At 60.4% G+C, this 22,874-nt stretch carries 19 protein-coding genes and 2 pseudogenes; 14 read left to right on the top strand and 7 right to left on the bottom strand.

Annotated features, from left to right (window positions below; translation table 11 throughout):
- The first annotated feature begins 3 nt into the window (after positions 1–3).
- The 14 genes and pseudogenes from KBP52_RS16640 to KBP52_RS16575 all read left to right on the top strand — a co-directional run bounded on the left by KBP52_RS16640 (position 4) and on the right by KBP52_RS16575 (position 17,683).
- Entirely contained in the window at positions 4–972 is a 969-nt protein-coding gene (locus KBP52_RS16640) for an ABC transporter substrate-binding protein (RefSeq protein WP_116029262.1), read from the top strand.
- A gap of 83 nt (positions 973–1,055) precedes the next feature.
- Positions 1,056–1,907, top strand: coding sequence for a proline/glycine betaine ABC transporter permease (locus tag KBP52_RS16635; RefSeq protein ID WP_007949591.1), 852 nt, complete (start codon positions 1,056–1,058; stop codon positions 1,905–1,907).
- The gene (locus KBP52_RS16630; RefSeq protein ID WP_150707971.1) at positions 1,904–2,734 is read left to right on the top strand and encodes a glycine betaine/L-proline ABC transporter ATP-binding protein; all 831 of its coding nucleotides are present in this window, start codon (positions 1,904–1,906) and stop codon (positions 2,732–2,734) included. Before KBP52_RS16635 ends, KBP52_RS16630 begins: the two co-directional genes overlap by 4 nt.
- Positions 2,735–2,868: 134 nt before the next feature.
- Positions 2,869–4,392 carry a histidine ammonia-lyase gene (gene hutH, locus KBP52_RS16625; RefSeq protein ID WP_212620575.1) on the top strand — a complete coding sequence of 508 codons (1,524 nt, stop codon included), beginning with the start codon at positions 2,869–2,871 and terminating at the stop codon, positions 4,390–4,392.
- 118 nt (positions 4,393–4,510) lie between these two features.
- On the top strand, positions 4,511–6,043 hold the full coding sequence (gene hutH / locus KBP52_RS16620; protein ID WP_212620574.1) for a histidine ammonia-lyase: 1,533 nt from the start codon (positions 4,511–4,513) through the stop codon (positions 6,041–6,043).
- Between the two features lie 354 nt (positions 6,044–6,397).
- Entirely contained in the window at positions 6,398–7,603 is a 1,206-nt protein-coding gene (hutI, locus tag KBP52_RS16615) for an imidazolonepropionase (RefSeq protein ID WP_137218593.1), read from the top strand.
- 10 nt (positions 7,604–7,613) lie between these two features.
- The gene (gene hutG, locus KBP52_RS16610; RefSeq protein WP_212620573.1) at positions 7,614–8,417 is read left to right on the top strand and encodes an N-formylglutamate deformylase; all 804 of its coding nucleotides are present in this window, start codon (positions 7,614–7,616) and stop codon (positions 8,415–8,417) included.
- A 241-nt stretch (positions 8,418–8,658) separates the two neighbouring features.
- The gene (gene pip, locus KBP52_RS16605) at positions 8,659–9,630 is read left to right on the top strand and encodes a prolyl aminopeptidase (protein WP_008080611.1); all 972 of its coding nucleotides are present in this window, start codon (positions 8,659–8,661) and stop codon (positions 9,628–9,630) included.
- Entirely contained in the window at positions 9,627–10,064 is a 438-nt protein-coding gene (gene dtd / locus KBP52_RS16600; protein ID WP_007909321.1) for a D-aminoacyl-tRNA deacylase, read from the top strand. Before pip ends, dtd begins: the two co-directional genes overlap by 4 nt.
- Before the next feature lie 274 nt (positions 10,065–10,338).
- Positions 10,339–12,150, top strand: coding sequence for a glucan biosynthesis protein G (locus KBP52_RS16595; RefSeq protein WP_116029257.1), 1,812 nt, complete (start codon positions 10,339–10,341; stop codon positions 12,148–12,150).
- Positions 12,143–14,757, top strand: a pseudogene (gene mdoH / locus KBP52_RS16590) (glucans biosynthesis glucosyltransferase MdoH). Before KBP52_RS16595 ends, mdoH begins: the two are co-directional and overlap by 8 nt.
- Before the next feature lie 316 nt (positions 14,758–15,073).
- The gene (locus tag KBP52_RS16585; RefSeq protein WP_034152980.1) at positions 15,074–15,871 is read left to right on the top strand and encodes a transporter substrate-binding domain-containing protein; all 798 of its coding nucleotides are present in this window, start codon (positions 15,074–15,076) and stop codon (positions 15,869–15,871) included.
- 125 nt (positions 15,872–15,996) lie between these two features.
- The gene (locus tag KBP52_RS16580) at positions 15,997–16,956 is read left to right on the top strand and encodes an amino acid ABC transporter permease (protein ID WP_077570383.1); all 960 of its coding nucleotides are present in this window, start codon (positions 15,997–15,999) and stop codon (positions 16,954–16,956) included.
- On the top strand, positions 16,949–17,683 hold the full coding sequence (locus KBP52_RS16575; RefSeq protein WP_077570385.1) for an amino acid ABC transporter ATP-binding protein: 735 nt from the start codon (positions 16,949–16,951) through the stop codon (positions 17,681–17,683). The genes KBP52_RS16580 and KBP52_RS16575 overlap by 8 nt, the downstream gene beginning before the upstream one ends.
- 132 nt (positions 17,684–17,815) lie before the next feature.
- Here KBP52_RS16575 and KBP52_RS16570 read toward each other — a convergent pair whose 3' ends face one another.
- From KBP52_RS16570 to hisI, 7 genes and pseudogenes are all read right to left on the bottom strand, one after another.
- Positions 17,816–19,732 (bottom strand): methyl-accepting chemotaxis protein, encoded by a 1,917-nt coding sequence (locus tag KBP52_RS16570; protein ID WP_212620571.1) that lies wholly within the window; start codon positions 19,730–19,732, stop codon positions 17,816–17,818.
- Between the two features lie 90 nt (positions 19,733–19,822).
- Complete coding sequence (locus tag KBP52_RS16565; protein WP_212620570.1) at positions 19,823–20,530, bottom strand: 16S rRNA (uracil(1498)-N(3))-methyltransferase; 708 nt, start codon at positions 20,528–20,530, stop codon at positions 19,823–19,825.
- A pseudogene (gene tatC, locus KBP52_RS16560) lies at positions 20,527–21,319 on the bottom strand (twin-arginine translocase subunit TatC). The gene KBP52_RS16565 and the pseudogene tatC overlap by 4 nt, the downstream one beginning before the upstream one ends.
- Entirely contained in the window at positions 21,316–21,789 is a 474-nt protein-coding gene (gene tatB / locus KBP52_RS16555; protein WP_116029252.1) for a Sec-independent protein translocase protein TatB, read from the bottom strand. The pseudogene tatC and the gene tatB overlap by 4 nt, the downstream one beginning before the upstream one ends.
- A 10-nt stretch (positions 21,790–21,799) precedes the next feature.
- Complete coding sequence (locus KBP52_RS16550) at positions 21,800–22,081, bottom strand: twin-arginine translocase TatA/TatE family subunit (protein ID WP_003220847.1); 282 nt, start codon at positions 22,079–22,081, stop codon at positions 21,800–21,802.
- 25 nt (positions 22,082–22,106) lie between these two features.
- Positions 22,107–22,439 carry a phosphoribosyl-ATP diphosphatase gene (locus tag KBP52_RS16545; protein ID WP_003220849.1) on the bottom strand — a complete coding sequence of 111 codons (333 nt, stop codon included), beginning with the start codon at positions 22,437–22,439 and terminating at the stop codon, positions 22,107–22,109.
- Positions 22,432–22,833: a phosphoribosyl-AMP cyclohydrolase gene (hisI, locus tag KBP52_RS16540; RefSeq protein WP_007909357.1), complete on the bottom strand. Its 402-nt coding sequence runs from the start codon at positions 22,831–22,833 to the stop codon at positions 22,432–22,434. Before hisI ends, KBP52_RS16545 begins: the two co-directional genes overlap by 8 nt.
- Between the last annotated feature and the right edge of the window lie 41 nt (positions 22,834–22,874).

Here is a 22,874-nt window from a genome sequence, read left to right as displayed (position 1 = left end):
ACAATGAAATCGAACAAGACCCTGCTGACCACATTGCTGTCCATGGGCCTGTTGGCCAGTGCCGGTGCGACGCAAGCCGCCGGCTGGTGCGAATCAGGCAAACCGGTGAAATTCGCCGGGCTGAACTGGGAAAGCGGCATGCTGCTGACCGACGTCCTGCAAGTGGTGCTGGAGAAAGGCTACGACTGCAAGACCGACAGTTTGCCGGGCAACTCCATCACCATGGAAAACGCCCTGAGCAGCAACGATATTCAAGTGTTCGCCGAAGAGTGGGTCGGCCGCAGCGAGGTCTGGAACAAGGCCGAGAAGGCCGGCAAGGTCGTCGGTGTCGGCGCTCCTGTCGTAGGCGCTGTCGAAGGCTGGTACGTGCCGCGTTACGTGATCGAAGGCGACGCCAAGCGCAAGCTTGAGCCGAAAGCCCCGGACCTGAAAAACATCGCTGATCTGGGCAAATACGCTGCCGTGTTCAAGGACGCCGAAGAGCCGTCCAAGGGCCGTTTCTACAACTGCCCGGCCGGCTGGACCTGCGAACTCGATAACAGCGAAATGCTGAAAAGCTATGGCCTCGAAAGCAGCTACACCAATTTCCGCCCGGGCACCGGCCCGGCGCTGGATGCGGCGGTGTTGTCGAGCTACAAGCGCGGCGAGCCGATCCTGTTCTACTACTGGTCGCCAACTCCGCTGATGGGGCAGGTGGATCTGGTCAAACTCGAAGAAAAACCGGGCGTCGACAAGACCGTAAGCATCAAGGTCGGCCTGTCCAAGACCTTCCACGACGAAGCCCCGGAACTGGTCGCCGTGCTGGAAAAGGTCAACCTGCCGATCGACCTGTTGAACCAGAACCTGGGCCGCATGGCCAAGGAACGTATCGAGTCGCCAAAACTGGCGAAAATCTTCCTCAAGGAACATCCTGAGGTCTGGCATGCGTGGGTCAGTGCAGACGCAGCCAGGAAAATCGACGCGGCGCTGTAGGTCGATACCTCCCGGTCAACCGTGAGGCTGGCCGGGAGATATGCCGTAAACGCTTGATTGAGATTTCTGATTGAGAGCCGCTTATGTTTCCCGAAAGCTTTACCTTTTCCATCGCCGACTGGGTCAACGGTTGGGTCGATTCGCTGGTGACCAACTACGGTGATGTGTTCCGCCACATCTCGGACACCCTGCTCTGGGCCATCGTCAACCTCGAAGGCCTGCTGCGTGCGGCACCGTGGTGGTTGATGCTGGCGATCGTCGGTGTCGTCGCCTGGCACGCCACGCGCAAAGTCGTGACCACGGCGGTCATCGTCGGTCTGTTGTTCCTGGTCGGCGCCGTTGGCCTGTGGGACAAGCTTATGCAGACGCTCGCGCTGATGATGGTCGCGACGATCATTTCGGTGCTGATCGGCATCCCGCTGGGGATTCTTTCGGCACGCAGCAATCGCCTGCGTTCGGTGCTGATGCCGCTGCTCGACATCATGCAGACCATGCCCAGTTTCGTGTACCTGATCCCGGTGCTGATGCTGTTCGGTCTCGGCAAGGTGCCGGCGATTTTCGCCACGGTGATCTACGCCGCGCCGCCGCTGATTCGCCTGACTGATCTGGGCATTCGCCAGGTCGACGGCGAAGTGATGGAAGCGATCAACGCCTTCGGCGCCAACCGCTGGCAGCAACTGTTCGGCGTGCAACTGCCGCTGGCCCTGCCGAGCATCATGGCCGGGATCAACCAGACCACGATGATGGCCCTGTCGATGGTGGTGATCGCCTCGATGATCGGTGCCCGTGGCCTCGGTGAAGATGTGTTGGTGGGGATTCAGACCCTCAACGTCGGACGTGGCCTCGAGGCCGGTCTGGCGATCGTGATTCTCGCAGTGGTCATCGACCGCATTACTCAGGCGTACGGTCGGCCACGGCATGAGGTGAGCAAATGAGCAACGCAACCGTGAGCAAGATCGAAGTCAAAAACGTCTTCAAGATTTTCGGCAACCGCGCCAAGGATGCCTTGGCCATGGTTGGCCAAGGCAAAACCAAGGATCAGGTGCTGAGCGAAACCGGTTGCGTGGTCGGCGTTAACGACCTGTCGCTGAGCATCGGCACCGGCGAGATCTTCGTGATCATGGGCCTGTCCGGCTCGGGCAAATCGACGCTGGTGCGCCACTTCAACCGGCTGATCGACCCGACCAGCGGCGCAATCCTCGTCGATGGTGTCGACATCCTGCAATACGACATGGACGCCCTGCGCGAATTTCGCCGACACAAGATCAGCATGGTGTTTCAGAGCTTCGGCCTGTTGCCACACAAGACTGTGCTCGACAACGTCGCCTACGGCTTGAAGGTGCGTGGCGAGAGCAAGCAAATGTGCGCGGAACGCGCGCTGCACTGGATCAACACCGTCGGCCTCAAAGGCTATGAAAACAAATACCCGCACCAGCTCTCCGGCGGCATGCGTCAGCGTGTCGGTTTGGCCCGTGCTTTGGCGGCGGACACCGACATCATCCTCATGGATGAGGCGTTCAGTGCCCTGGATCCGTTGATCCGCGCCGAGATGCAGGACCAGTTGCTGGAGCTGCAAAAGACTTTGCACAAGACCATCGTCTTCATCACTCACGATCTCGACGAGGCGGTGCGTATTGGTAACCGCATTGCAATTCTCAAGGATGGGAAGTTGATTCAGGTTGGTACGCCGAGAGAGATCCTGCATTCGCCAGCGGATGAGTATGTTGACCGGTTTGTGCAGCGGCGGGCTGCGGTGGTTTAGGTAGATTTTTGTTGGCTGGGCGGGCCTCATCGCGAGCAGGCTCACTCCTACAGTTGGAATGCGTACCCCTGTAGGAGTGAGCCTGCTCGCGATAGCGTCGGTGAAGCTGCATCAATGTTCGGATGAGGTTAATGATGTCCCAGGCTGAAAAAATCGTTATCACCGGCGCCCCTCTGCGTTGGCAGGACGTGGTCGCCGTCGCCCGTCACGGCGCTCAACTCGAGCTGTCCAGCGACACCTGGGCGCGCATCGAAAACGCCCAAGGCATCGTTCAGCGCATCGTCGAAAGCGGTGAGCGCGCCTATGGCGTCAACACCGGCCTGGGCGGTTTGTCCAACGTTTCCCTGAAAGACGAACAGCTCAGCCAGCTCTCGCGCAACACCTTGCTCAGCCATGCCTGCGGCGTCGGCCCGGTACTCGCCGACGAGCAGACTCGCGCGATCATCTGCGCGGCAATCCACAACTACAGCCACGGCAAATCCGGCATTCATCGCCGTGTCGTCGAAGCGCTGCTGGCACTGCTCAATCGCGCCATCACCCCGCAAGTGCCGTCGCAAGGTTCGGTGGGTTATCTGACCCACATGGCGCACATCGGCATCGCGTTGCTCGGCGTCGGCAATGTCAGCTATCGCGGGCAGATCACCTCGGCGCAACAGGCGCTGGCCGAAGAAGGCCTGCAACCCGTGCAACTCGGCGCGAAGGACGGTTTGTGCCTGGTCAACGGCACGCCGTGCATGACCGGCCTCAGCTGTCTGGCGATTGCCGACGCAACGCGATTGGTGCAATGGGCCGACGTCATCGGTGCCATGAGTTTCGAAGCCCAGCGCGGCCAGATCGATGCGTTCGATGCGGAAATCATCGCGCTGAAACCGCACCCGGGCATGCAGCAGGTTGGCGTCAATCTGCGCGCCTTGCTCGATGGCAGTGAAGTGATCGCGTCGAGCAAAGGCATACGCACTCAGGATGCGCTGAGTATTCGCTCGATCCCGCAGGTACACGGTGCCGCGCGCGATCAACTCGATCATGCGATCAAACAGGTCGAAGCCGAACTCAATGGCTGCACCGATAACCCGCTGTTGCTGGGTACGCCGGACAACTTCCGGGTGATGTCGCAAGCCAACCCGCACGGGCAGTCGGTGGCGATGGCGGCGGATCTGCTGGCGATTGCCATGGCCGAAATCGGCTCGATCGCCGAGCGTCGCCTCGATCGTTTGGTGAACCCGCACGTCAGCGGATTGCCGGCGTTTCTGGTGGCCAATCCGGGGGTGAACTCCGGGATGATGATTGTCCAATACGTCGCCGCATCGCTGTGTGCGGAAAACCGCCAATTGGCGCAACCGGCGGTGCTCGACAACTACATCACTTCCGGCTTGCAGGAAGATCATCTGAGCATGGGCACCAACGCCGCGCTCAAGCTGCATCGCGCCCTGGAAAACTGCACGCAGATCCTCGCCATCGAATATCTACTGGCGGCGCAGGCGTTTGAGTTCCTCAAGGAACAACGCTTCGGCGCTGGCACCGATGTCGCTTGGCGACTGCTGCGTGAAACCGTCCCGGCCTACGATCAGGATCGCTGGCTGGCGCCGGATATCGCCGCCGCCGCGAGCGTATTGAAAAACCCGAATCTGCTGCACAACGTTCTATCGAATTTGCACTGAAAAACTACCCTGCCAGCGTGCCAAGGCGCCGGATGCCCACAAGGCTGAAAGCGACGGATAACGGAATGCTCCGGAGCGAATGGCAAGTTAATAACAAACTCTCAAAAGGAGCATTTAAATGACTGCGTTGAACCTGATTCCCGGCCAACTGAGCCTGGCCCAACTGCGTGACGTCTATCAGAACCCGGTCAAGCTGACGCTCGACAACAGCGCATCGCAGCAGATCGAAGCCAGCGTCGCCTGCGTCGAGCAGATCCTCGCCGAGAACCGCACCGCTTACGGCATCAACACCGGTTTCGGCCTGCTGGCCTCGACACGCATCGCCAGTGAAGACCTGGAAAACCTCCAGCGCTCGCTGGTGTTGTCCCACGCCGCCGGCGTTGGCCAGCCGATCAGCGATGAGCTGGTGCGGCTGATCATGGTGCTCAAGGTCAACAGCCTCAGCCGTGGTTTCTCCGGTATTCGCCGCGTAGTGATCGATGCGCTGATCGCGCTGATCAATGCCGAGGTCTACCCGCACATTCCGCTGAAAGGTTCGGTGGGCGCTTCGGGCGATCTGGCGCCGTTGGCGCACATGTCGCTGGTGCTGCTGGGCGAGGGCAAGGCGCGCTACAAGGGCGAGTGGATGGAAGCTGTCGAGGCGCTGAAAGTGGCCGGCCTGACGCCGCTGACGCTGGCGGCGAAAGAAGGTCTGGCGCTGCTCAACGGGACTCAGGTTTCCACGGCGTTCGCGCTGCGTGGGTTGTTTGAAGGTGAAGATTTGTTCGCCGGCGCACTGGCCCTGGGCGGTCTGACGGTTGAAGCGGTATTGGGTTCGCGTTCGCCATTCGATGCACGCATTCACGCGGCGCGTGGCCAGAAAGGTCAGATCGACGCGGCTGCCGCTTACCGCGATCTGCTCGGTGAGCGCAGCGAAGTTTCCGACTCGCACCAGAACTGCGAGAAGGTCCAGGATCCGTACTCGCTGCGTTGCCAGCCGCAAGTCATGGGCGCTTGCCTGACCCAGTTCCGTCAGGCTTCTGAAGTGCTCGCAGTTGAAGCCAACGCCGTTTCCGATAACCCGCTGGTGTTTGCCGCTGAAGGCGACGTGATTTCCGGCGGCAACTTCCACGCCGAACCGGTGGCCATGGCTGCTGACAACATGGCGCTGGCCATCGCCGAAATCGGCTCGCTGAGCGAACGCCGCATCTCGCTGATGATGGACAAGCACATGTCGCAACTGCCGCCGTTCCTCGTCGCCAATGGTGGGGTGAACTCCGGCTTCATGATTGCTCAGGTTACTGCAGCGGCATTGGCTAGCGAGAACAAGGCGTTGTCGCATCCGCATTCTGTCGACAGTCTGCCGACTTCGGCTAACCAGGAAGACCACGTGTCGATGGCGCCTGCTGCGGGCAAGCGTTTGTGGGAAATGGCCGAAAACACGCGCGGCATTCTCGCGGTGGAATGGCTGGCGGCGGTGCAGGGTCTGGATCTGCGTAACGGTCTGAAGACTTCGGCGAAGCTGGAACAGGCGCGGGCGATTTTGCGTAAGGAAGTGCCGTTTTATGAGAAGGATCGGTTCTTTGCGCCGGACATTAACGCGGCGACTGAGCTGTTGGCGTCGCGGTGTTTGACTGGGTTGGTTTCGGCGAAATTGCTGCCTAGTTTGTAAGTGTGTTTTCAGGGGGAGTTTTGTTGTTAGTGAAATCGATCCCCCTCACCCCAGCCCTCTCCCCCAGGGGGGAGAGGGGGAAGGGAGCCGATCTTCGTGGTTTTCAGAGCCTGAGTTCGGCTCAAGATTTTCAGGTCGATGTACCTCGACAGAACAACACGGTCAGTCCTGCTTCTTCCAGGCGAGAGCAGGGAGCCGATCTTCAAGGTTTTCAGAACCTGAGTTCGGCTCAAGACGTTCAGGTCGATGTATCTCGACAGAACAACCCGGTCAGTCCCCTCTCCCTCCGGGAGAGGGCTAGGGTGAGGGGCTTTTCAGGGCCGCCCACCAAACCAACCCCAACGGAGGCCAACAGTGAAAACCCTCTGGCAACACTGCCACGTCGCAACGATGGCGCAAGGCGTCTACTCGATCATCGAAGATGCGGCCATCGTGACGTCCGGTGCGCACATCGAGTGGATCGGCCCGCGCAATCAATTGCCCTCCGGCGAATACCCGGCGGTCAACGACCTGCAAGGTGCATGGGTCACGCCCGGCCTGATCGATTGCCACACCCACACGGTGTTCGGCGGCAACCGCAGCGGCGAATTCGAAAAGCGCCTGCAAGGCGTCAGCTATGCGGAAATCGCAGCGTCCGGTGGTGGCATCGCCAGCACCGTGCGCGCGACTCGCGAAGCCACTGAAGACGAGCTGTTCGCCAGCGCCGCCAAGCGTCTGAAAAGCCTGATGCGCGACGGCGTGACCACAGTCGAGATGAAATCCGGCTATGGCCTCGATCTGGCCAATGAACGCAAGATCCTCCGGGTCATCCGGCGCTTGGCCAAAGAGCTGCCGATCAGCGTGCGCAGCACTTGTCTGGCTGCCCACGCGTTGCCACCGGAGTACAAGGATCGCGCCGACGATTACATCGATCTGATTTGCTCCGAGATGCTCCCGGCCCTAGCGGCTGAAGGTCTGGTCGATGCCGTGGATGCCTTCTGCGAATACCTGGCGTTCTCCCCTGAGCAAGTCGAACGCGTGTTCATCGCCGCACAAAAACTCGGCCTGCCAGTGAAGCTGCACGCCGAACAATTGTCGTCGCTGCATGGCTCCAGCCTCGCCGCGCGCTATAAGGCGCTGTCCGCCGATCACCTGGAATTCATGGACGAAGCCGACGCCATCGCCATGGCCGAAGCAGACACCGTCGCGGTGCTGCTGCCGGGCGCGTTCTACTTTCTGCGCGAAACCCAGTTGCCGCCTATGGACGCCCTGCGCAAGCACAAGGTGAAGATCGCCATCGCCAGCGACCTCAACCCCGGCACCTCGCCGGCGCTGTCGTTGCGGCTGATGCTGAACATGGCCTGCACCTGTTTGCGCATGACCCCGGAAGAAGCCTTGGCCGGCGCCACCATCCACGCCGCGCAGGCGTTGGGCATGGCCGACACCCACGGTTCGCTGGAAGTCGGCAAGGTCGCGGATTTCGTTGCCTGGCATATCGATCGTCCGGCGGACCTGGCCTATTGGCTCGGCGGTGATCTGGACAAACGCGTCGTGCGTCACGGCGTCGAATCAAATCTGTAGGAGGGCGGTTGTGGATAAGGTTCTGAACTTCAAACAAGGGCGCGTGCCGTTGTTGATCAGCATGCCGCATGCCGGTGTGCGCCTGACCCCAGCGGTGGAAACCGGGTTGATCGCGGACGCGAAAAGCCTGCCGGACACCGACTGGCACATTCCGCAGCTGTACGACTTCGCCGAAGAATTGGGTGCGAGCACTTTGGCTGCCGAGTACTCGCGGTTCGTCATCGATTTGAATCGTCCGTCTGACGACAAACCGCTGTACGCCGGGGCGACCACCGGGCTGTACCCGGCGACGTTGTTCGATGGCATTCCGTTGTTCCGCGAAGGGCACGAGCCGTCGAAAGAAGAGCGCGCGACTTATCTGGAGCAGATCTGGACGCCATATCACCGCACGCTTCAGGAAGAGCTGGCGCGGTTGAAAGCCGAATTCGGTTACGCGCTATTGTTCGATGCGCACTCGATCCGTTCGATCATCCCGCACCTGTTCGACGGCAAGCTGCCGGACTTCAACCTCGGCACCTTCAACGGCGCCAGTTGTGATCCGCAACTGGCCAGTCAGCTCGAAGCAATCTGCGCCGGCCACAGCCACTACAGCCACGTGCTCAACGGACGCTTCAAGGGCGGCCACATCACCCGCCATTACGGCAACCCGGCCGAGAACATCCACGCGGTGCAGCTGGAGTTGTGCCAGAGCACCTACATGGAAGAGTTCGAACCGTTCCGCTATCGCGCCGACCTGGCCGAGCCGACGCGGGTAGTGCTCAAAGAGTTGCTGCAGGGCTATCTGGCGTGGGCAAAGTCTCGCTACACCGCATAACCCCTGTGGGAGCGAGCCTGCTCGCGAAGGCGTCCGGTCAGCCAACATCCACGTTGAATGACACACCGCATTCGCGAGCAGGCTCGCTCCCACAGGATGGTGTACACCCTGCGAAGTTCATGGCTGACAAACGGTGACTGCTCTGGAGCATGCTCATTGACGTAAATCGGGTTTATGATGCCCAACGGCAGAATAATAGAAGTCCCCCCAGGGATGACCTCGACCCCTTACGGAGCGCGCAATGCAGACTTTGTTTCCGCAGATCAAACCTCACGCCCGGCACGATCTGGCTGTCGATGACACCCATACGCTATACGTCGACGAAAGCGGTTCGCCGGAGGGTTTGCCGGTTGTGTTCATCCACGGCGGCCCCGGCGCCGGTTGCGACGCGCAGAGCCGTCGCTATTTCGATCCGAACCTGTATCGCATTGTCACCTTCGACCAGCGCGGCTGCGGACGCTCCACGCCGCACGCGAGCCTGGAAAACAACACCACCTGGGATCTGGTCGCTGACCTTGAGCGCATCCGCAAACACCTGGGCATCGACAAATGGGTGCTGTTCGGCGGCTCGTGGGGTTCGACCCTGGCGCTGGCTTACGCACAAACCCACCCGGAGCGTGTTCACGGTCTGATCCTGCGCGGGATCTTTCTCTGCCGTCCGCAGGAAATCGAGTGGTTCTATCAGGCCGGTGCCAGCCGTCTGTTCCCTGATTACTGGCAGGACTACATCGCGCCGATTCCGCTGGACGAACGCGACGACCTGCTCAGCGCTTTCCACAAGCGTCTGACCGGCAACGACCAGATCGCCCAGATGCACGCGGCCAAAGCCTGGTCGACCTGGGAAGGACGCACCGCGACCCTGCGGCCGAACCCGCTGGTGGTCGATAGGTTCTCCGAGCCGCAACGCGCGCTGTCGATTGCGCGGATCGAATGCCATTACTTCACCAACAACGCCTTCCTTGAGCCGAACCAGCTGATTCGTGACATGGGCAAGATTGCCCATCTGCCGGGCGTGATCATTCACGGTCGTTACGATGTGATCTGCCCGCTCGACAATGCCTGGGAATTGCATCAGGCGTGGCCGAACAGCGAACTGCAGGTGATCCGCGATGCCGGCCACGCGGCCTCTGAACCGGGCATTACCGATGCACTGGTGCGCGCCGCGGGCAACATGGCCCGGCGCCTGCTCGACCTGCCGCCCGAAGAAGCATGAAGGGGCTTTTACAGCGCGTTCGTGGTGCGCGGGTCGAAGTCGCGGGTGAGGTGGTAGGCGCGGTAGATCACGGTTTGCTGGTGCTGGTGGCGGTCGAACCCGACGACACGCGTACCAGCGCCGACAAACTTCTGCATAAACTGCTTAACTATCGGGTATTCAGTGATGCGGAGGGCAAGATGAACTTGTCCCTCGCCGATGTCGGTGGCGGGTTGCTGCTGGTCTCGCAGTTCACCCTCGCGGCCGACACCAAAAGCGGGTTGCGCCCGAGCTTTTCGACGGCCGCGCCACCTGCGTTGGGCGAGGAATTGTTCGACTATCTATTAAGCAGTGCGAAACAGGTGCATGGCACTGTGGCATCAGGTAGATTCGGCGCCGATATGCAGGTGCATTTGGTCAACGATGGCCCGGTTACCTTTTTGTTACAGACCTGAAAGCGCTTGAAACACCTTTTTGGGAAATTTCGACTGTTTTTAGGGTGTTTTCGCGATAAATACTTTGTTACCCCTGATGCGTTGTCATGCGGGCTACTAGATAATCGCGCGCACTGGGATCAGCGTTCGCTGATCCATTTTCACTTAGGTAGAGACTTGTCCGGATCCGATTGGGGAATCATTTTGCCCCAGCGGAGTCGGAACAATGCTCGCCAACCTGGCATATAGATAGCTGGCCGTTGGTTTTTTGATCTGTTTTCGGCGAGGGTTGCTCGTGATTGTTAGTCCCTGTAATGCAGCAAAAATGTCTGCCAAACGCATGCGAAGTGCCCTGGTAGCGGGTTCGGCGCTCCTGTGCCTGCTCAGCGCCGGTCAGCTTTGGGCGTTCAATCTTGACGATGTATCGGCGAAAGCTAAAGAACTGGCCGGGCAGAAGTTCGAAGCCCCGCGCAGCAATCTGCCGAACGAATTCCGCGACATGAAGTTCGCGGACTATCAGAAAATCCGCTTCCTCACCGAAAAGGCTGAGTGGGCTGATCAGAAGACCCCGTTCAAGCTGTCTTTCTATCACCAGGGTATGCACTTCGATACGCCGGTGAAAATCAACGAAATCACAGCGAACACCGTCGAAGAGATCAAATACGATCCGACGCGCTTCGATTTCGGCGACCTGAAATTCGATCCGAAAGCCACTGAACAACTGGGTTATGCCGGTTTCCGTGTGCTGTACCCGATCAACAAGGCCGACAAACAAGACGAAATCATGACCATGCTCGGCGCGAGTTACTTCCGCGTTGTCGGCAAGGGCCACACCTACGGCCTCTCGGCGCGTGGTCTGGCGATTGATACCGCGCTGCCGTCGGGCGAAGAATTCCCGCGTTTCCGCGAGTTCTGGATTCAACAGCCGAAGCCGGGCGACAAGCACCTGGTGATCTTCGCTCTGCTGGATTCGCCGCGTGCTACTGGTGCCTACCGTCTGATCCTGCGTCCGGGCAGCGACACCATTGTCGACGTCAAAGCGCAGATGTTCCTGCGTGACAAGGTTGGCAAACTGGGCATCGCGCCGCTGACCAGCATGTTCCTGTTCGGCGCCAACCAGCCGTCGAAAGTCCTCAACTACCGTCGTGAACTGCACGACTCCAGCGGTCTGTCGATCCATGCCGGTAACGGCGAGTGGATCTGGCGCCCGTTGAACAACCCGAAACACCTGGCCGTGAGCAACTTCAGCATCGAGAACCCGCGTGGTTTCGGTCTGCTGCAACGTGGCCGCGACTTCAGCCACTACGAAGACCTCGACGACCGCTACGACAAGCGCCCAAGCGCCTGGATCGAGCCGAAGGGCGAGTGGGGCAAAGGCACCGTTGATCTGGTAGAAATTCCGACCGCCGACGAAACCAACGACAACATCGTTGCGTTCTGGAGCCCGGAAAAAATGCCGGAGCCGGGTCAGCCGCTGGACTTCGCTTACCGCATGCACTGGACCATGGACGAAGCGGCGATTCATGCGCCGGACAGCGCTTGGGTTTCGCAGACTCTGCGTTCGACCGGTGACGTCAAGCAATCGAACCTGATCCGTCAGCCGGATGGCAGCGTTGCTTATCTGGTCGACTTCGAAGGTCCATCGCTGGCCGCGCTGACCCCGGATGCCGACGTACGCAGCCAGGTCAGTGTCGGCGACAACGCCGAACTGGTCGAGAACAGCGTGCGTTACAACCCGGAAACCAAGGGCTGGCGCTTGACCCTGCGCATGAAGATCAAGGACGCGAGCAAGTCGACCGAGATGCGTGCCGCTCTGGTTCAGCCAGTCGTGACCGCTGATCTGGCGAAATCGGTACCGGCGTCCAACTCGTCCGTTGCCAAGGCCGACAAGGTTGCCGCCAAGCAGCAAGAGAAGCTCGACAAGGAAGCCAAGGCCGCCGAAGCCAAACAGGCCGACGCCAAGCCAGCCGCAGATGCCAAGGACAAGGCCAACAAAGACGCCAAGCAGCCAGTGGCTGCGGACGCGGCCCCAGCCACACCGGAATCGGCACCGACTGAAGAAGTCCTGACCGAGACCTGGAGCTATCAGTTGCCTGCCGATGAGTAACTCTCAAGTACAGCCAGAGACTCTGTCCGAGTATCTGGCGCATCTGCCGATGACCGACGAGCAGCGCGCGGAACTCGCGGGCTGCCAGTCGTTCAGCGAGCTGCATGAACGCCTGTCGTCTTCAGCGTTCGACGCACCTGCCGAGGCCGCCCAGGCTTCGGTGGGCAAGCGCCTGACCCTGAGCACCGCCGAAGAACTTGAAGACGCGGAGATGCTGGTGCTCGACGCCAGTGGCCGCGTCAGCATGAAGGCGACGCCGCCGATCCGTCGGACCAAGGTCGTGCCGGAGCCGTGGCGCACCAATATTCTGGTGCGCGGCTGGCGCCGTATGACCGGTCGCACCAACCCGCCGCAGCCGCCGAAGGACGAAAACGTCTTGCCAGCCGCGCGCTGGCGCACCGTCGGTTCGATCCGTCGCTATATTCTGTTGCTGCTGATGCTGGGCCAGACCATCGTCGCTGGCTGGTACATGAAAGGCATCATGCCGTACCAGGGCTGGTCGTTCGTTGATCTCGAAGAAGTTCTGCATCAACCGCTGCTGCAAACCGCTACGCAAGTGCTGCCGTATGCGCTGCAAACCAGCATCCTGATTCTGTTCGGGATTCTGTTCTGCTGGGTGTCGGCCGGTTTCTGGACGGCGCTGATGGGCTTCCTCGAGTTGCTCACCGGTCACGATAAATACCGTATCTCCGGCAAAAGCGCCGGCAACGAGCCGATTGCCAAAGACGCACGTACCGCGCTGGTGATGCCGATCTGCAACGAAGACGTACCGCGCGTGTTCGCCGGTCTGCGCGCAACGTTCGAGTCGGTCGCCGCCACTGGTGATCTGGATCGTTTCGACTTCTTCGTTCTCAGCGACAGTAACGACACCGATATCTGCGTGGCCGAGCAACAGGCCTGGCTGGACGTCTGCCGCGAAGCCAAGGGCTTCGGCAAGATCTTCTATCGCCGCCGCCGCCGTCGTGTGAAGCGCAAGAGCGGCAACCTCGACGACTTCTGCCGTCGCTGGGGCGGTGACTATAAATACATGGTCGTTCTCGACGCCGACTCGGTGATGAGCGGTGAGTGCCTGACCAGTCTGGTGCGCTTGATGGAAGCCACGCCGGACGCCGGGATCATCCAGACCGCGCCGCGTGCGTCGGGCATGGACACGCTGTATGCGCGCATGCAGCAGTTCGCGACCCGTGTTTACGGCCCGCTGTTTACCGCCGGTCTGCACTTCTGGCAGTTGGGTGAATCCCACTACTGGGGTCACAACGCGATCATCCGCATGAAGCCGTTTATCGACCACTGCGCCTTGGCGCCGTTGCCGGGCAAAGGCGCGTTCTCCGGTGCGATTCTGTCTCACGACTTCGTTGAAGCCGCGCTGATGCGTCGTGCCGGTTGGGGCGTGTGGATTGCCTACGACTTGCCGGGCAGCTACGAAGAACTGCCGCCGAACCTGCTCGACGAACTCAAGCGTGACCGTCGTTGGTGCCACGGTAACCTGATGAACTTCCGCCTGTTCCTGGTGAAGGGCATGCACCCGGTGCACCGTGCGGTGTTCCTGACGGGCGTGATGTCGTACCTGTCGGCGCCGTTGTGGTTCTTCTTTCTGGTGCTGTCGACCGCGCTGCTGGCGGTGAACACGCTGATGGAGCCGCAGTACTTCCTCGAACCGCGTCAGCTCTATCCGTTGTGGCCACAATGGCACCCGGACAAGGCGATCGCGCTGTTCTCGACGACCATCGTGCTGCTGTTCCTGCCGAAACTGTTGAGCATCATCCTGATCTGGGCCAAGGGCGCGAAAGAGTTCGGCGGCAAGTTCAAGGTGACCCTGTCGATGCTGCTGGAGATGCTGTTCTCCATGCTGCTGGCGCCGGTGCGGATGATTTTCCACACCCGTTTCGTCCTCGCCGCGTTCCTCGGCTGGGCGGCGACCTGGAATTCCCCGCAGCGTGACGACGACTCGACGCCTTGGAGCGAAGCGGTCAAACGCCACGGCCCGCAGACTCTGTTGGGCTTCTGCTGGGCGCTGCTGGTGATCTGGCTGAACCCGAGCTTCCTCTGGTGGCTGGTGCCGATCGTCGGTTCGCTGATGCTGTCGATCCCGGTATCGGTGATCTCCAGCCGTGTCGGTCTGGGCCTGAAGTCCCGTGACGAGAGCCTGTTCCTCATCCCTGAGGAATACAATCCGCCACAGGCGCTGCTGGCGACTGATCAGTACACCCACGAAAATCGTTACCATGCGCTGAACGACGGCTTTGTCCGTGCAGTGGTCGATCCTCAGCAGAACGCTTTGGCGTGCTCGCTGGCGACCTCGCGTCACGGTCAGGCCGAGCCGATTGAATGGCTGCGTCAGGAACGTGTGCGTCACGCGATCAAGGTCGGCCCGGCCGGGCTGAACAACCATGATCGTCTGCAATTGCTGAGCGACCCTGTGGCGCTGGCGCGTCTGCATGAGCAGGTTTGGGCTGAAGGTCTCGCTGAGTGGCTGGATGCCTGGCGGGCTTCGGTGAAAGCCGATCCGCATGCGCCGCTGTTGCCGTTGCGACCGGTGAGCTTGCAGGCTCAGCCGGCCTGATAAAGAAACCCCGCGATGTTGCGGGGTTTTTTTTGACCTGCTGAAAAGCCCCTCACCCTAACCCTCTCCCAGAGGGAGAGGGGACCGACCGCGTTGAATATTCGAGATACGCCGACCTGAGATATCGAGTCGAACTCAAGTTTTGAATATTCCCCGATCTGCTCCCTTTCCCCCTCGCCCCCTTGGGGGGAGAGGGCTGGGGTGAGGGGGGAGCTCTTGATTGTTAAACAAATCGTCCATTAAACCTTGTGCAAAAAAACGAGTGCGTTAGCATCCGTCCCCGAATTGGCGCACCCGGGCTTTTTTGCCCGTCACTGTTGGTTTTCGCGCCGCACACGCAATGGTTTTGGGGACTTGAAGATGAAGAAGTATCTGTCGATGCTGCTGGTCGGCGTCACGGCACTGGTTGCAGTCAATGCGGCGCAGGCTGGCGCAATCGATGACGCGGTCAAGCGCGGCACGTTGAAAGTCGGTATGGATCCGACCTACATGCCGTTCGAAATGACCAACAAGCGCGGCGAAATCATCGGTTTCGAAGTCGACATCCTCAAAGCCATGTCCAAGGCCATGGGCGTCAAACTGGAACTGGTTTCGACCGGCTACGACGGCATCATCCCGGCGCTGATGACCGACAAGTTCGACATGATCGGCAGCGGCATGACCCTGACTCAGGAACGCAACCTGCGCCTGAACTTCAGCGAACCGTTCATCGTGGTCGGCCAGACCCTGCTGATCCGCAAGGAGCTGGAAGGCACCATCAAGTCCTACAAAGACCTGAACACTGCGGACTACCGCATCACCTCCAAGCTCGGCACTACCGGCGAAATGGTCGCCAAGAAGCTGATCTCCAAAGCCAAGTACCACGGCTACGACAACGAGCAGGAAGCCGTGCTCGACGTGGTCAACGGCAAGGCTGACGCCTTCATCTACGACGCGCCTTACAACGTGGTTGCGGTGACCAAGGTCGGCGCCGGCAAACTGGTGTTCCTCGACAAGCCGTTCACCTACGAGCCTTTGGCGTTTGGTCTGAAGAAGGGTGATTACGACAGCCTCAACTTCATCAACAACTTCCTGCACCAGATCCACGAAGACGGCACCTACGATCGCATCCATGACAAGTGGTTCAAGAGCACCGAGTGGCTCAAGGACATGGAATAAGCCCGGTCGCATAGACCGAGTCGCCCCATTCGCGAGCAGGCTCCCACATTGGAATGCATTCTCCTGTGGGAGTGAGCCTGCTCGCGAAGAGGCCCTCCAGAGCAACACAAAATCCGGAACCTGCAATGAAACATAAAAAAGCCCAATGGCCCTGGCACGTCCTCACCGTGCTGGTGCTGGTCGGCCTCGCGGGCGCGTTGTATTACGCGACGTCGCTGATGTCTTACGAATGGCGCTGGAACCGCGTGCCGCAGTACTTCGCCTATCAGGCTGAAGAAACCCAGCGTGCCACGGACATTTCCACCGTCACTGAACTGGTGCGCAAGGGCAGCAGCGCGCAAGTCACTTTGCGCAACGACGCCGGTGACGAGCAGCACCTGACCGTCGACGAAAACAGCCTGCAATTCGCTCAGGGCGACGATGTCGCCGAAGGTGACGTCGTGGGCGTCACTCGGCATTGGGCGGCAGGACCGTTGTTGTGGGGCCTGTGGACGACGCTTTGGCTGTCAGTTGTTTCCGGTGTCCTGGGTTTGCTGATCGGCCTGGTCACTGGCCTGTGCCGTCTGTCGAACAACCCGACCCTGCGCGACCTCTCGACGATCTACGTCGAACTGGTGCGCGGCACGCCGCTGCTGGTGCAGATCTTCATTTTCTATTTCTTCATCGGCACGGTGATGAACCTGTCCCGCGAATTCGCCGGGATCGCCGCGCTGTCGCTGTTCACCGGTGCCTACGTAGCGGAGATCATCCGTTCCGGCGTGCAATCGATTGCCCGTGGCCAGAACGAAGCGGCGCGTTCGCTCGGTCTGAGTGCCGGCCAGTCGATGCGCCACGTGGTGTTGCCGCAAGCGCTGAAACGCGTGCTGCCGCCGCTGGCCGGGCAGTTCATCAGTCTGGTCAAGGACACCTCGCTGGTGTCGGTGATCGCCATCACCGAGCTGCTGAAAAGCGGCCGTGAAGTCATCACCACGTCGTTCTCGCCGTTCGAGATTCTGTTCTGCGTCGCCGGTCTGTACCTGTTGATTAACCTGCCGCTGTCGAAAATCGCCAGCCGGCTTGAGCGGAGGCTCGCGCAAAGTGATTGAAGTCCGCGATCTGGTAAAAGTCTTCGACACCCGTGGGCAAGTGGTGCGTGCGGTGGATAACGTCAGCACCACAGTCGCAAAGGGCGAAGTGCTGGTGGTGATCGGCCCGTCGGGTTCCGGTAAGTCGACCTTCCTGCGCTGCCTCAATGGCCTGGAAGAATTCGATTCCGGTTCGGTGAGCATCGATGGCCTGCAACTGGCCGACCCGAAAACCGACGTTAACGCCTATCGTCGCGAAGTCGGCATGGTGTTTCAGCATTTCAACCTGTTCCCGCACATGACCGTGCTGGAAAACCTCTGTCTGGCGCAGAAAGTCGTGCGCAAGCGCGGCAAGAAAGAGCGCGAGGCCAAGGCGATGGAGTTGCTGAAAAAGGTCGGGATTGCACAGAAGGCCAACGAGTTTCCATCACGCCTGTCCGGCGGTCAGCAACAGCGCGTGGCGATTGCCCGGGCGTTGGCGATGGAGCCGAAGGTCATGCTGTTCGATGAGCCGACCTCGGCGCTCGACCCGGAAATGGTCGGCGAGGTGCTGGACGTGATGAAGAACCTGGCCGTGGAAGGCATGACCATGGTCTGCGTGACCCACGAGATGGGTTTTGCCCGGGAAGTGGCGGATCGGGTGTTGTTTTTCGATCACGGCAAGCTGCTGGAAGATGCGTCCCCGGCGGAATTCTTCGATGCGCCGAAGGATCCGCGCGCGCAGGCCTTCTTGCGTCAGGTCTTGTAATTTCAGCGTCTCCCAGGACGCCTTCGCGAGCAGGCTCGCTCCCACAGTTGACCGAGTTGTCCAATGTGGGAGCGAGCCTGCTCGCGAATGGCATCACCCGGGTCCACAGTGAACCGAGGCCGATGAATCACTTCAAACCTTGAATCGACCGACCAGCATCTGTAGATGCGTGCCAAGGCGCGCCAGCTCAACGCTGGACGCCGCCGTCTCTTCACTCGCCGCCGATGTCTGATCCGAGACATCCCGCACATTCAGCACGCTACGGTTGATCTCTTCAGCCACCGCGCTCTGCTGCTCGGCTGCTGCCGCAATCTGCTGGTTCATCGCCTGAATCGCCGACACGGTGCGCGTAATGCTTTCCAGCGAACCACCGGCACGACGGGTCAGCTCGACGCTGCTGTCGGTCAGGGTGCGGCTGTTGTCCATGATCGTCGCCACTTGCTGGGTGCCGTTTTGCAGGCCGACGATCAGCTCTTCGATCTCTTCGGTGGATTTTTGCGTGCGCTGGGCGAGGCTGCGCACCTCGTCGGCAACTACCGCGAAACCACGCCCGGCTTCACCGGCACGTGCCGCTTCGATGGCCGCGTTGAGGGCCAGCAGGTTGGTTTGCTGGGCCACGGATTTGATCACGTCGAGGACGCTGCCGATCTTGTCGCTTTCGCGCTTGAGTTCGCCCATGGCCTCGGTGGAGTGGCCGACTTCAAGCGCCAGACGCTCGATCTGCGCGATCGCTTCGCCCACCACTTTGTCGCCTTCGCGGGCCTGCTGGTCAGCGGCGACGGCGGCTTCGGACGCTTCCTCGGCGTTACGCGCGACTTCCTGCACGGTGGCGGCCATTTCGTTCATGGCGGTGGCGACCTGATCGGTCTCGATTTTCTGATTGTTGACCCCGGCGCTGGTCTGCTCGGTCACGGCCGACAGTTCTTCGGCAGCGCTGGCGATCTGGGTGACACCATCGCTGATGCCGCCCACCAGTTCACGCAGACCCTGGGTCATGCTCTGCATCGAGCGTTGCAGTTGGCCCAATTCGTCACGACGCAGGGACACCAGATTGTGGGTCAGGTCACCAGCAGCGACGCGCTCGGCGACTTTCAAGGTCTGGTTCAGCGGGATGATGATCTGGCGGGTGATCGCCCAAGCGGCCAACAATCCGAAGGCCACGGCCAGCAGGGTGGCGATGATCAGCATGTTTTTGGCGTGAGCGGCATCGGTGTCACGCACCACGGTTTGCGATTCAGTGAGTTTCTTGCTGACGTCGATGAGGATGTCGCCCTGCGTCGACATGCGCGCGGCGGCCTTGGCGTTGTTGACCTGGGAGTCGCGGAACTGTGCAACGGCGGCACGATAGGCTTTGATCGAATCAGTGGCCTGTTGCAGGTTGGCAATGTGCTGTTCCGGCAATTTGGCCGGCAGGCTGTCGAGGTTTTTCAGGGCGTTGTCGATGGCGTCGAGCGCCGGTTGCTCGGCTTCGGCCTTACCGCTGTAGGTGTAGCCGCGCACTTGGTAGCGGGCCTGCTGCAGCAGTTTGCTCAGCTCTATCACGCTGTTGAATTGCGCGACGCTATCACCCGCCAGCATGGATTTTTCCACTTCCGCGACTTTGGCCACGGCGTTGTCGGCACTCGCGCCAAGCTTGCTGCGGGCGTCTTCGCGCTGCACGGTGGCCTGGGTCATGTCGGCAAAAGCGCGCTTGTATTCGGCAACGGCGGCCAGTTGTTGATCGACCATCGCCGCGTCGGACGGCTGTTCAATCAGGCTGCGTGCGGTTTGCAGGCCGCTGTCGAGTTTGTTCAGCAGATCGGTGACCGCGCCCGGGCCTTGTTCGCCTCGGCGTGCTTCGTAGTCCAGACGCGCCAGGCGCAGGTCCTTGGTCAGCTCGTTAAGGCTGGAGATAAAGCCGAGTTTGTCACCACGGCTGATGATGCCGTTCATGCCGGTCCAGCCGGTGAAGGTGATCAACAGTGTCAGCAACAGCACCAGGCCGAAACCGATTCCCAGCTTGCGTTTGACGCTGACGTTTCCAAGATTCTCGGCTAACCAACGGTACATGCGACGACTCCCCGACCACTAATTGGACTTATGGAGAGGGTATCGGCCGAATGATGGCAATCTGTAACACCATTTATCTGGTGCGGAGAATCAGAACAGGCGGGCGAGCAGGGCGGTGACGGCGGTTTCGACGCGCAGGATGCGTTCGCCGAGTTGTACCGGTTGCAGGCCGGACTTGGCCAGCAGATCAATTTCGTAGGGGATCCAGCCACCTTCGGGACCGATGGCCAGGGTCACGGGTTCGTTGAGGGCGCGTGGGCACGGCGGATAGTTGCCGGGATGACCGACCAGGCCGAGGGTGCCCACGGTAATCGCTGGCAGCCGATCCTCAACGAAAGGCTTGAAGCGCTTCTCAATGATGATTTCCGGCAGCACGGTGTCGCGCGCCTGTTCGAGGCCGAGGATCAAATTTTCGCGAATCGCTTCAGGCTCAAGAAACGGTGTCTGCCAGAAACTCTTCTCGACCCGATAGCTGTTGACCAGAATCACCTTCGGCACGCCCATGGTCGCCACGGTCTGGAACACCCGGCGAAGCATTTTCGGACGCGGTAGGGCGAGTACCAGAGTCAACGGTAATTTGGCCGGTGGCGGCTGATCGAGGCTGACGCGCAGTTCGGCTTCACCCGCTTCCAGGCGCAGCAACTCGGCCGAACCCATCAACCCATCGATGCGCCCGACGCGCAGGCTGTCACCGACTTCCGAGCGGTGAACCTCCTGCATGTGCGTCAGGCGCCGATCACGCAGCACCACGCGGTCGGCCGCAATGAAATCGGCCTCTTCGAGCAACAGCAGATTCATGCCTGGGTCGCTGGCGGCTGGTCGTTGTGGTCGTCGGCCGGGTTCTCGTCCGGGCGTTCGCGCTTACTGATCAAGCCACCGAACAGAATGCCGATTTCATACAACATCCACATCGGCACGGCCAGCAGGGTCTGCGAGAAGATGTCCGGCGGCGTCAGGATCATGCCGACCACGAAGCAGCCGATGATCACGTACGGGCGGATTTTCTTCAGGTATTTGACGTCGACCACGCCAATCCACACCAGCAGCACCACAGCCACCGGGATTTCGAACGCCACGCCGAAGGCGAAGAACAGCGTCATGACGAAATCGAGGTAACTGGCGATGTCGGTCATCATTTCCACGCCGGCCGGGGTGGCCGCGGCGAAGAACTTGAAGATCAGCGGGAACACGAAGTAATAGGCGAACGCCATGCCGGTGTAGAACAGCAGAATGCTCGACACCAACAATGGCACCGCGATGCGCTTCTCATGCTTGTACAGGCCCGGCGCGATAAAGCCCCAGAATCTGATGCAGGATCACCGGGATCGCGAGGAACAGCGAGACCATCATCGTCAGCTTCAGCGGCGTCAGGAACGGCGACGACACGTCGGTGGCGATCATCGTCGCGCCGACTGGCAGGTACTGGCGCAGCGGCGTCGAGACGAAGGTGTAGATCTGCTGGGTGAACGCAAACAGCCCGGCGAAGATGATGAAGATCGCCGCCACACAACGCAGCAGGCGGGTGCGCAACTCGGTGAGGTGCGAAACCAGCGGCATGTGCTGGTCGTTTTCGGGGAGATCGCTCATGGGGCTCGCGGCGGCAGAGTGGAGTCGTGAGGCGCAGGTGTGGTCGGCGCGGCGTTTGGCGCAACGTGTTCAACAGAATGTTCCGCAACGGATGGCGCCGGTTCTGTCGATGCTACAACGGCAGCCGGTGCTGGTGCTGGTGCTGGTGCTGGTGTTGGAGCAGGTGCGGCAGGCGCATGAATCGTCTGCTGACCCACATGCTCAACCGGCGTCGGTTCCTGTTGAACCGGGCTGAAAATCTTCCGCGCCTCTTGCTCCAGCGACAGAATGTGCTCGTTGTGCAGTTGCCGACGGATCTCGTCGGCACCGATTTCACGTTCAACTTCCTGTTTGATCGCGTTGAAGCTGCGCTTCAACCGTCCGACCCACAGGCCGGCAGTGCGCGCAGCGCCCGGCAGACGCTCGGGGCCCAGCACCAGCAGGGCCACGAGGCCGACGAGCAGCAGTTCAGAGAAGCTGATACCAAACATTAGTCAGTGCTCACACGTCTTTGCGGATCGGCTCTTCGACTTTCTGCGCCTGCACGTCGATGGTGTGCGGCGGGTTGGCCTGAGCGGTGGCTTGCGGCTGCACCGGTGGCACCGGCTGCGCAGGCGTCACGGTTGGATCGGCAGCCGGTTTTTCATCGTCGTTCATGGCTTTGCGGAAGCCCTTGATCGACTCGCCGACGTCGGTGCCGAGGTTTTTCAGTTTCTTGGTGCCGAACACCAGCACCACGACAACCAGAATGACGATCCAGTGTTTCCAGTCAAAAATGCCCATGTTGCTGTTCCTCTCTAGAAATTGTTCAGGCGGACGGACGCGAGGCTTTCTCGACGTGTCCGGACAGGCCGAAGCGGCGATCCAGTTCATCCAGCACGGCCTGCGGATGCTGCCCCAGTTGGGCGAGCATGACCATGCTGTGGAACCACAGGTCGGCGGTCTCGTAGATCACATCGCTGCAGTCACCGCTGATGGCGGCGTCCTTGGCGGCAATAATGGTTTCGACCGACTCTTCGCCGACTTTCTCCAGAATCTTGTTCAAACCCTTGTGATACAGACTAGCCACATACGAGCTGTCGGCGGCTGCGCCCTTGCGCTCTTCAAGCACCTGAGCGAGGCGGGTCAGGGTGTCACTCATGTTTGTGTCCTGCGGAATAAATGGCGTGCGGGTCTTTCAGAACCGGGTCGACTGTCTTCCAGTCGCCGTTTTCGAAGACACGGTAAAAGCAGCTTTGACGGCCGGTATGGCAAGCGATGTCGCCGATCTGTTCAACCATCAGGATGATCACGTCGGCGTCACAGTCCAGACGCATTTCATGCAGCGTCTGCACATGGCCGGACTCTTCGCCCTTGCGCCACAGCTTGCCACGGGAACGTGACCAGTAGATTGCACGGTTTTCCGCAGCGGTCAGTTCGAGCGCCTCGCGGTTCATCCAGGCCATCATCAGCACGCGTCCGGTCTTGTGATCCTGGGCAATCGCCGGCACCAGGCCATCAGCGTCCCACTTGATCTCGTCCAGCCAGTTTTTCATCTTCGACTCCGACAGCGAACCCCACACTTCAATAGTCGGGT

This window comes from Pseudomonas sp. SCA2728.1_7, assembly GCF_018138145.1.
Lineage (GTDB): Bacteria > Pseudomonadota > Gammaproteobacteria > Pseudomonadales > Pseudomonadaceae > Aquipseudomonas > Aquipseudomonas koreensis_A.
Note: the sequence above shows the minus strand (reverse complement) of the source record. Positions and strands in the feature narration are given on the sequence as shown.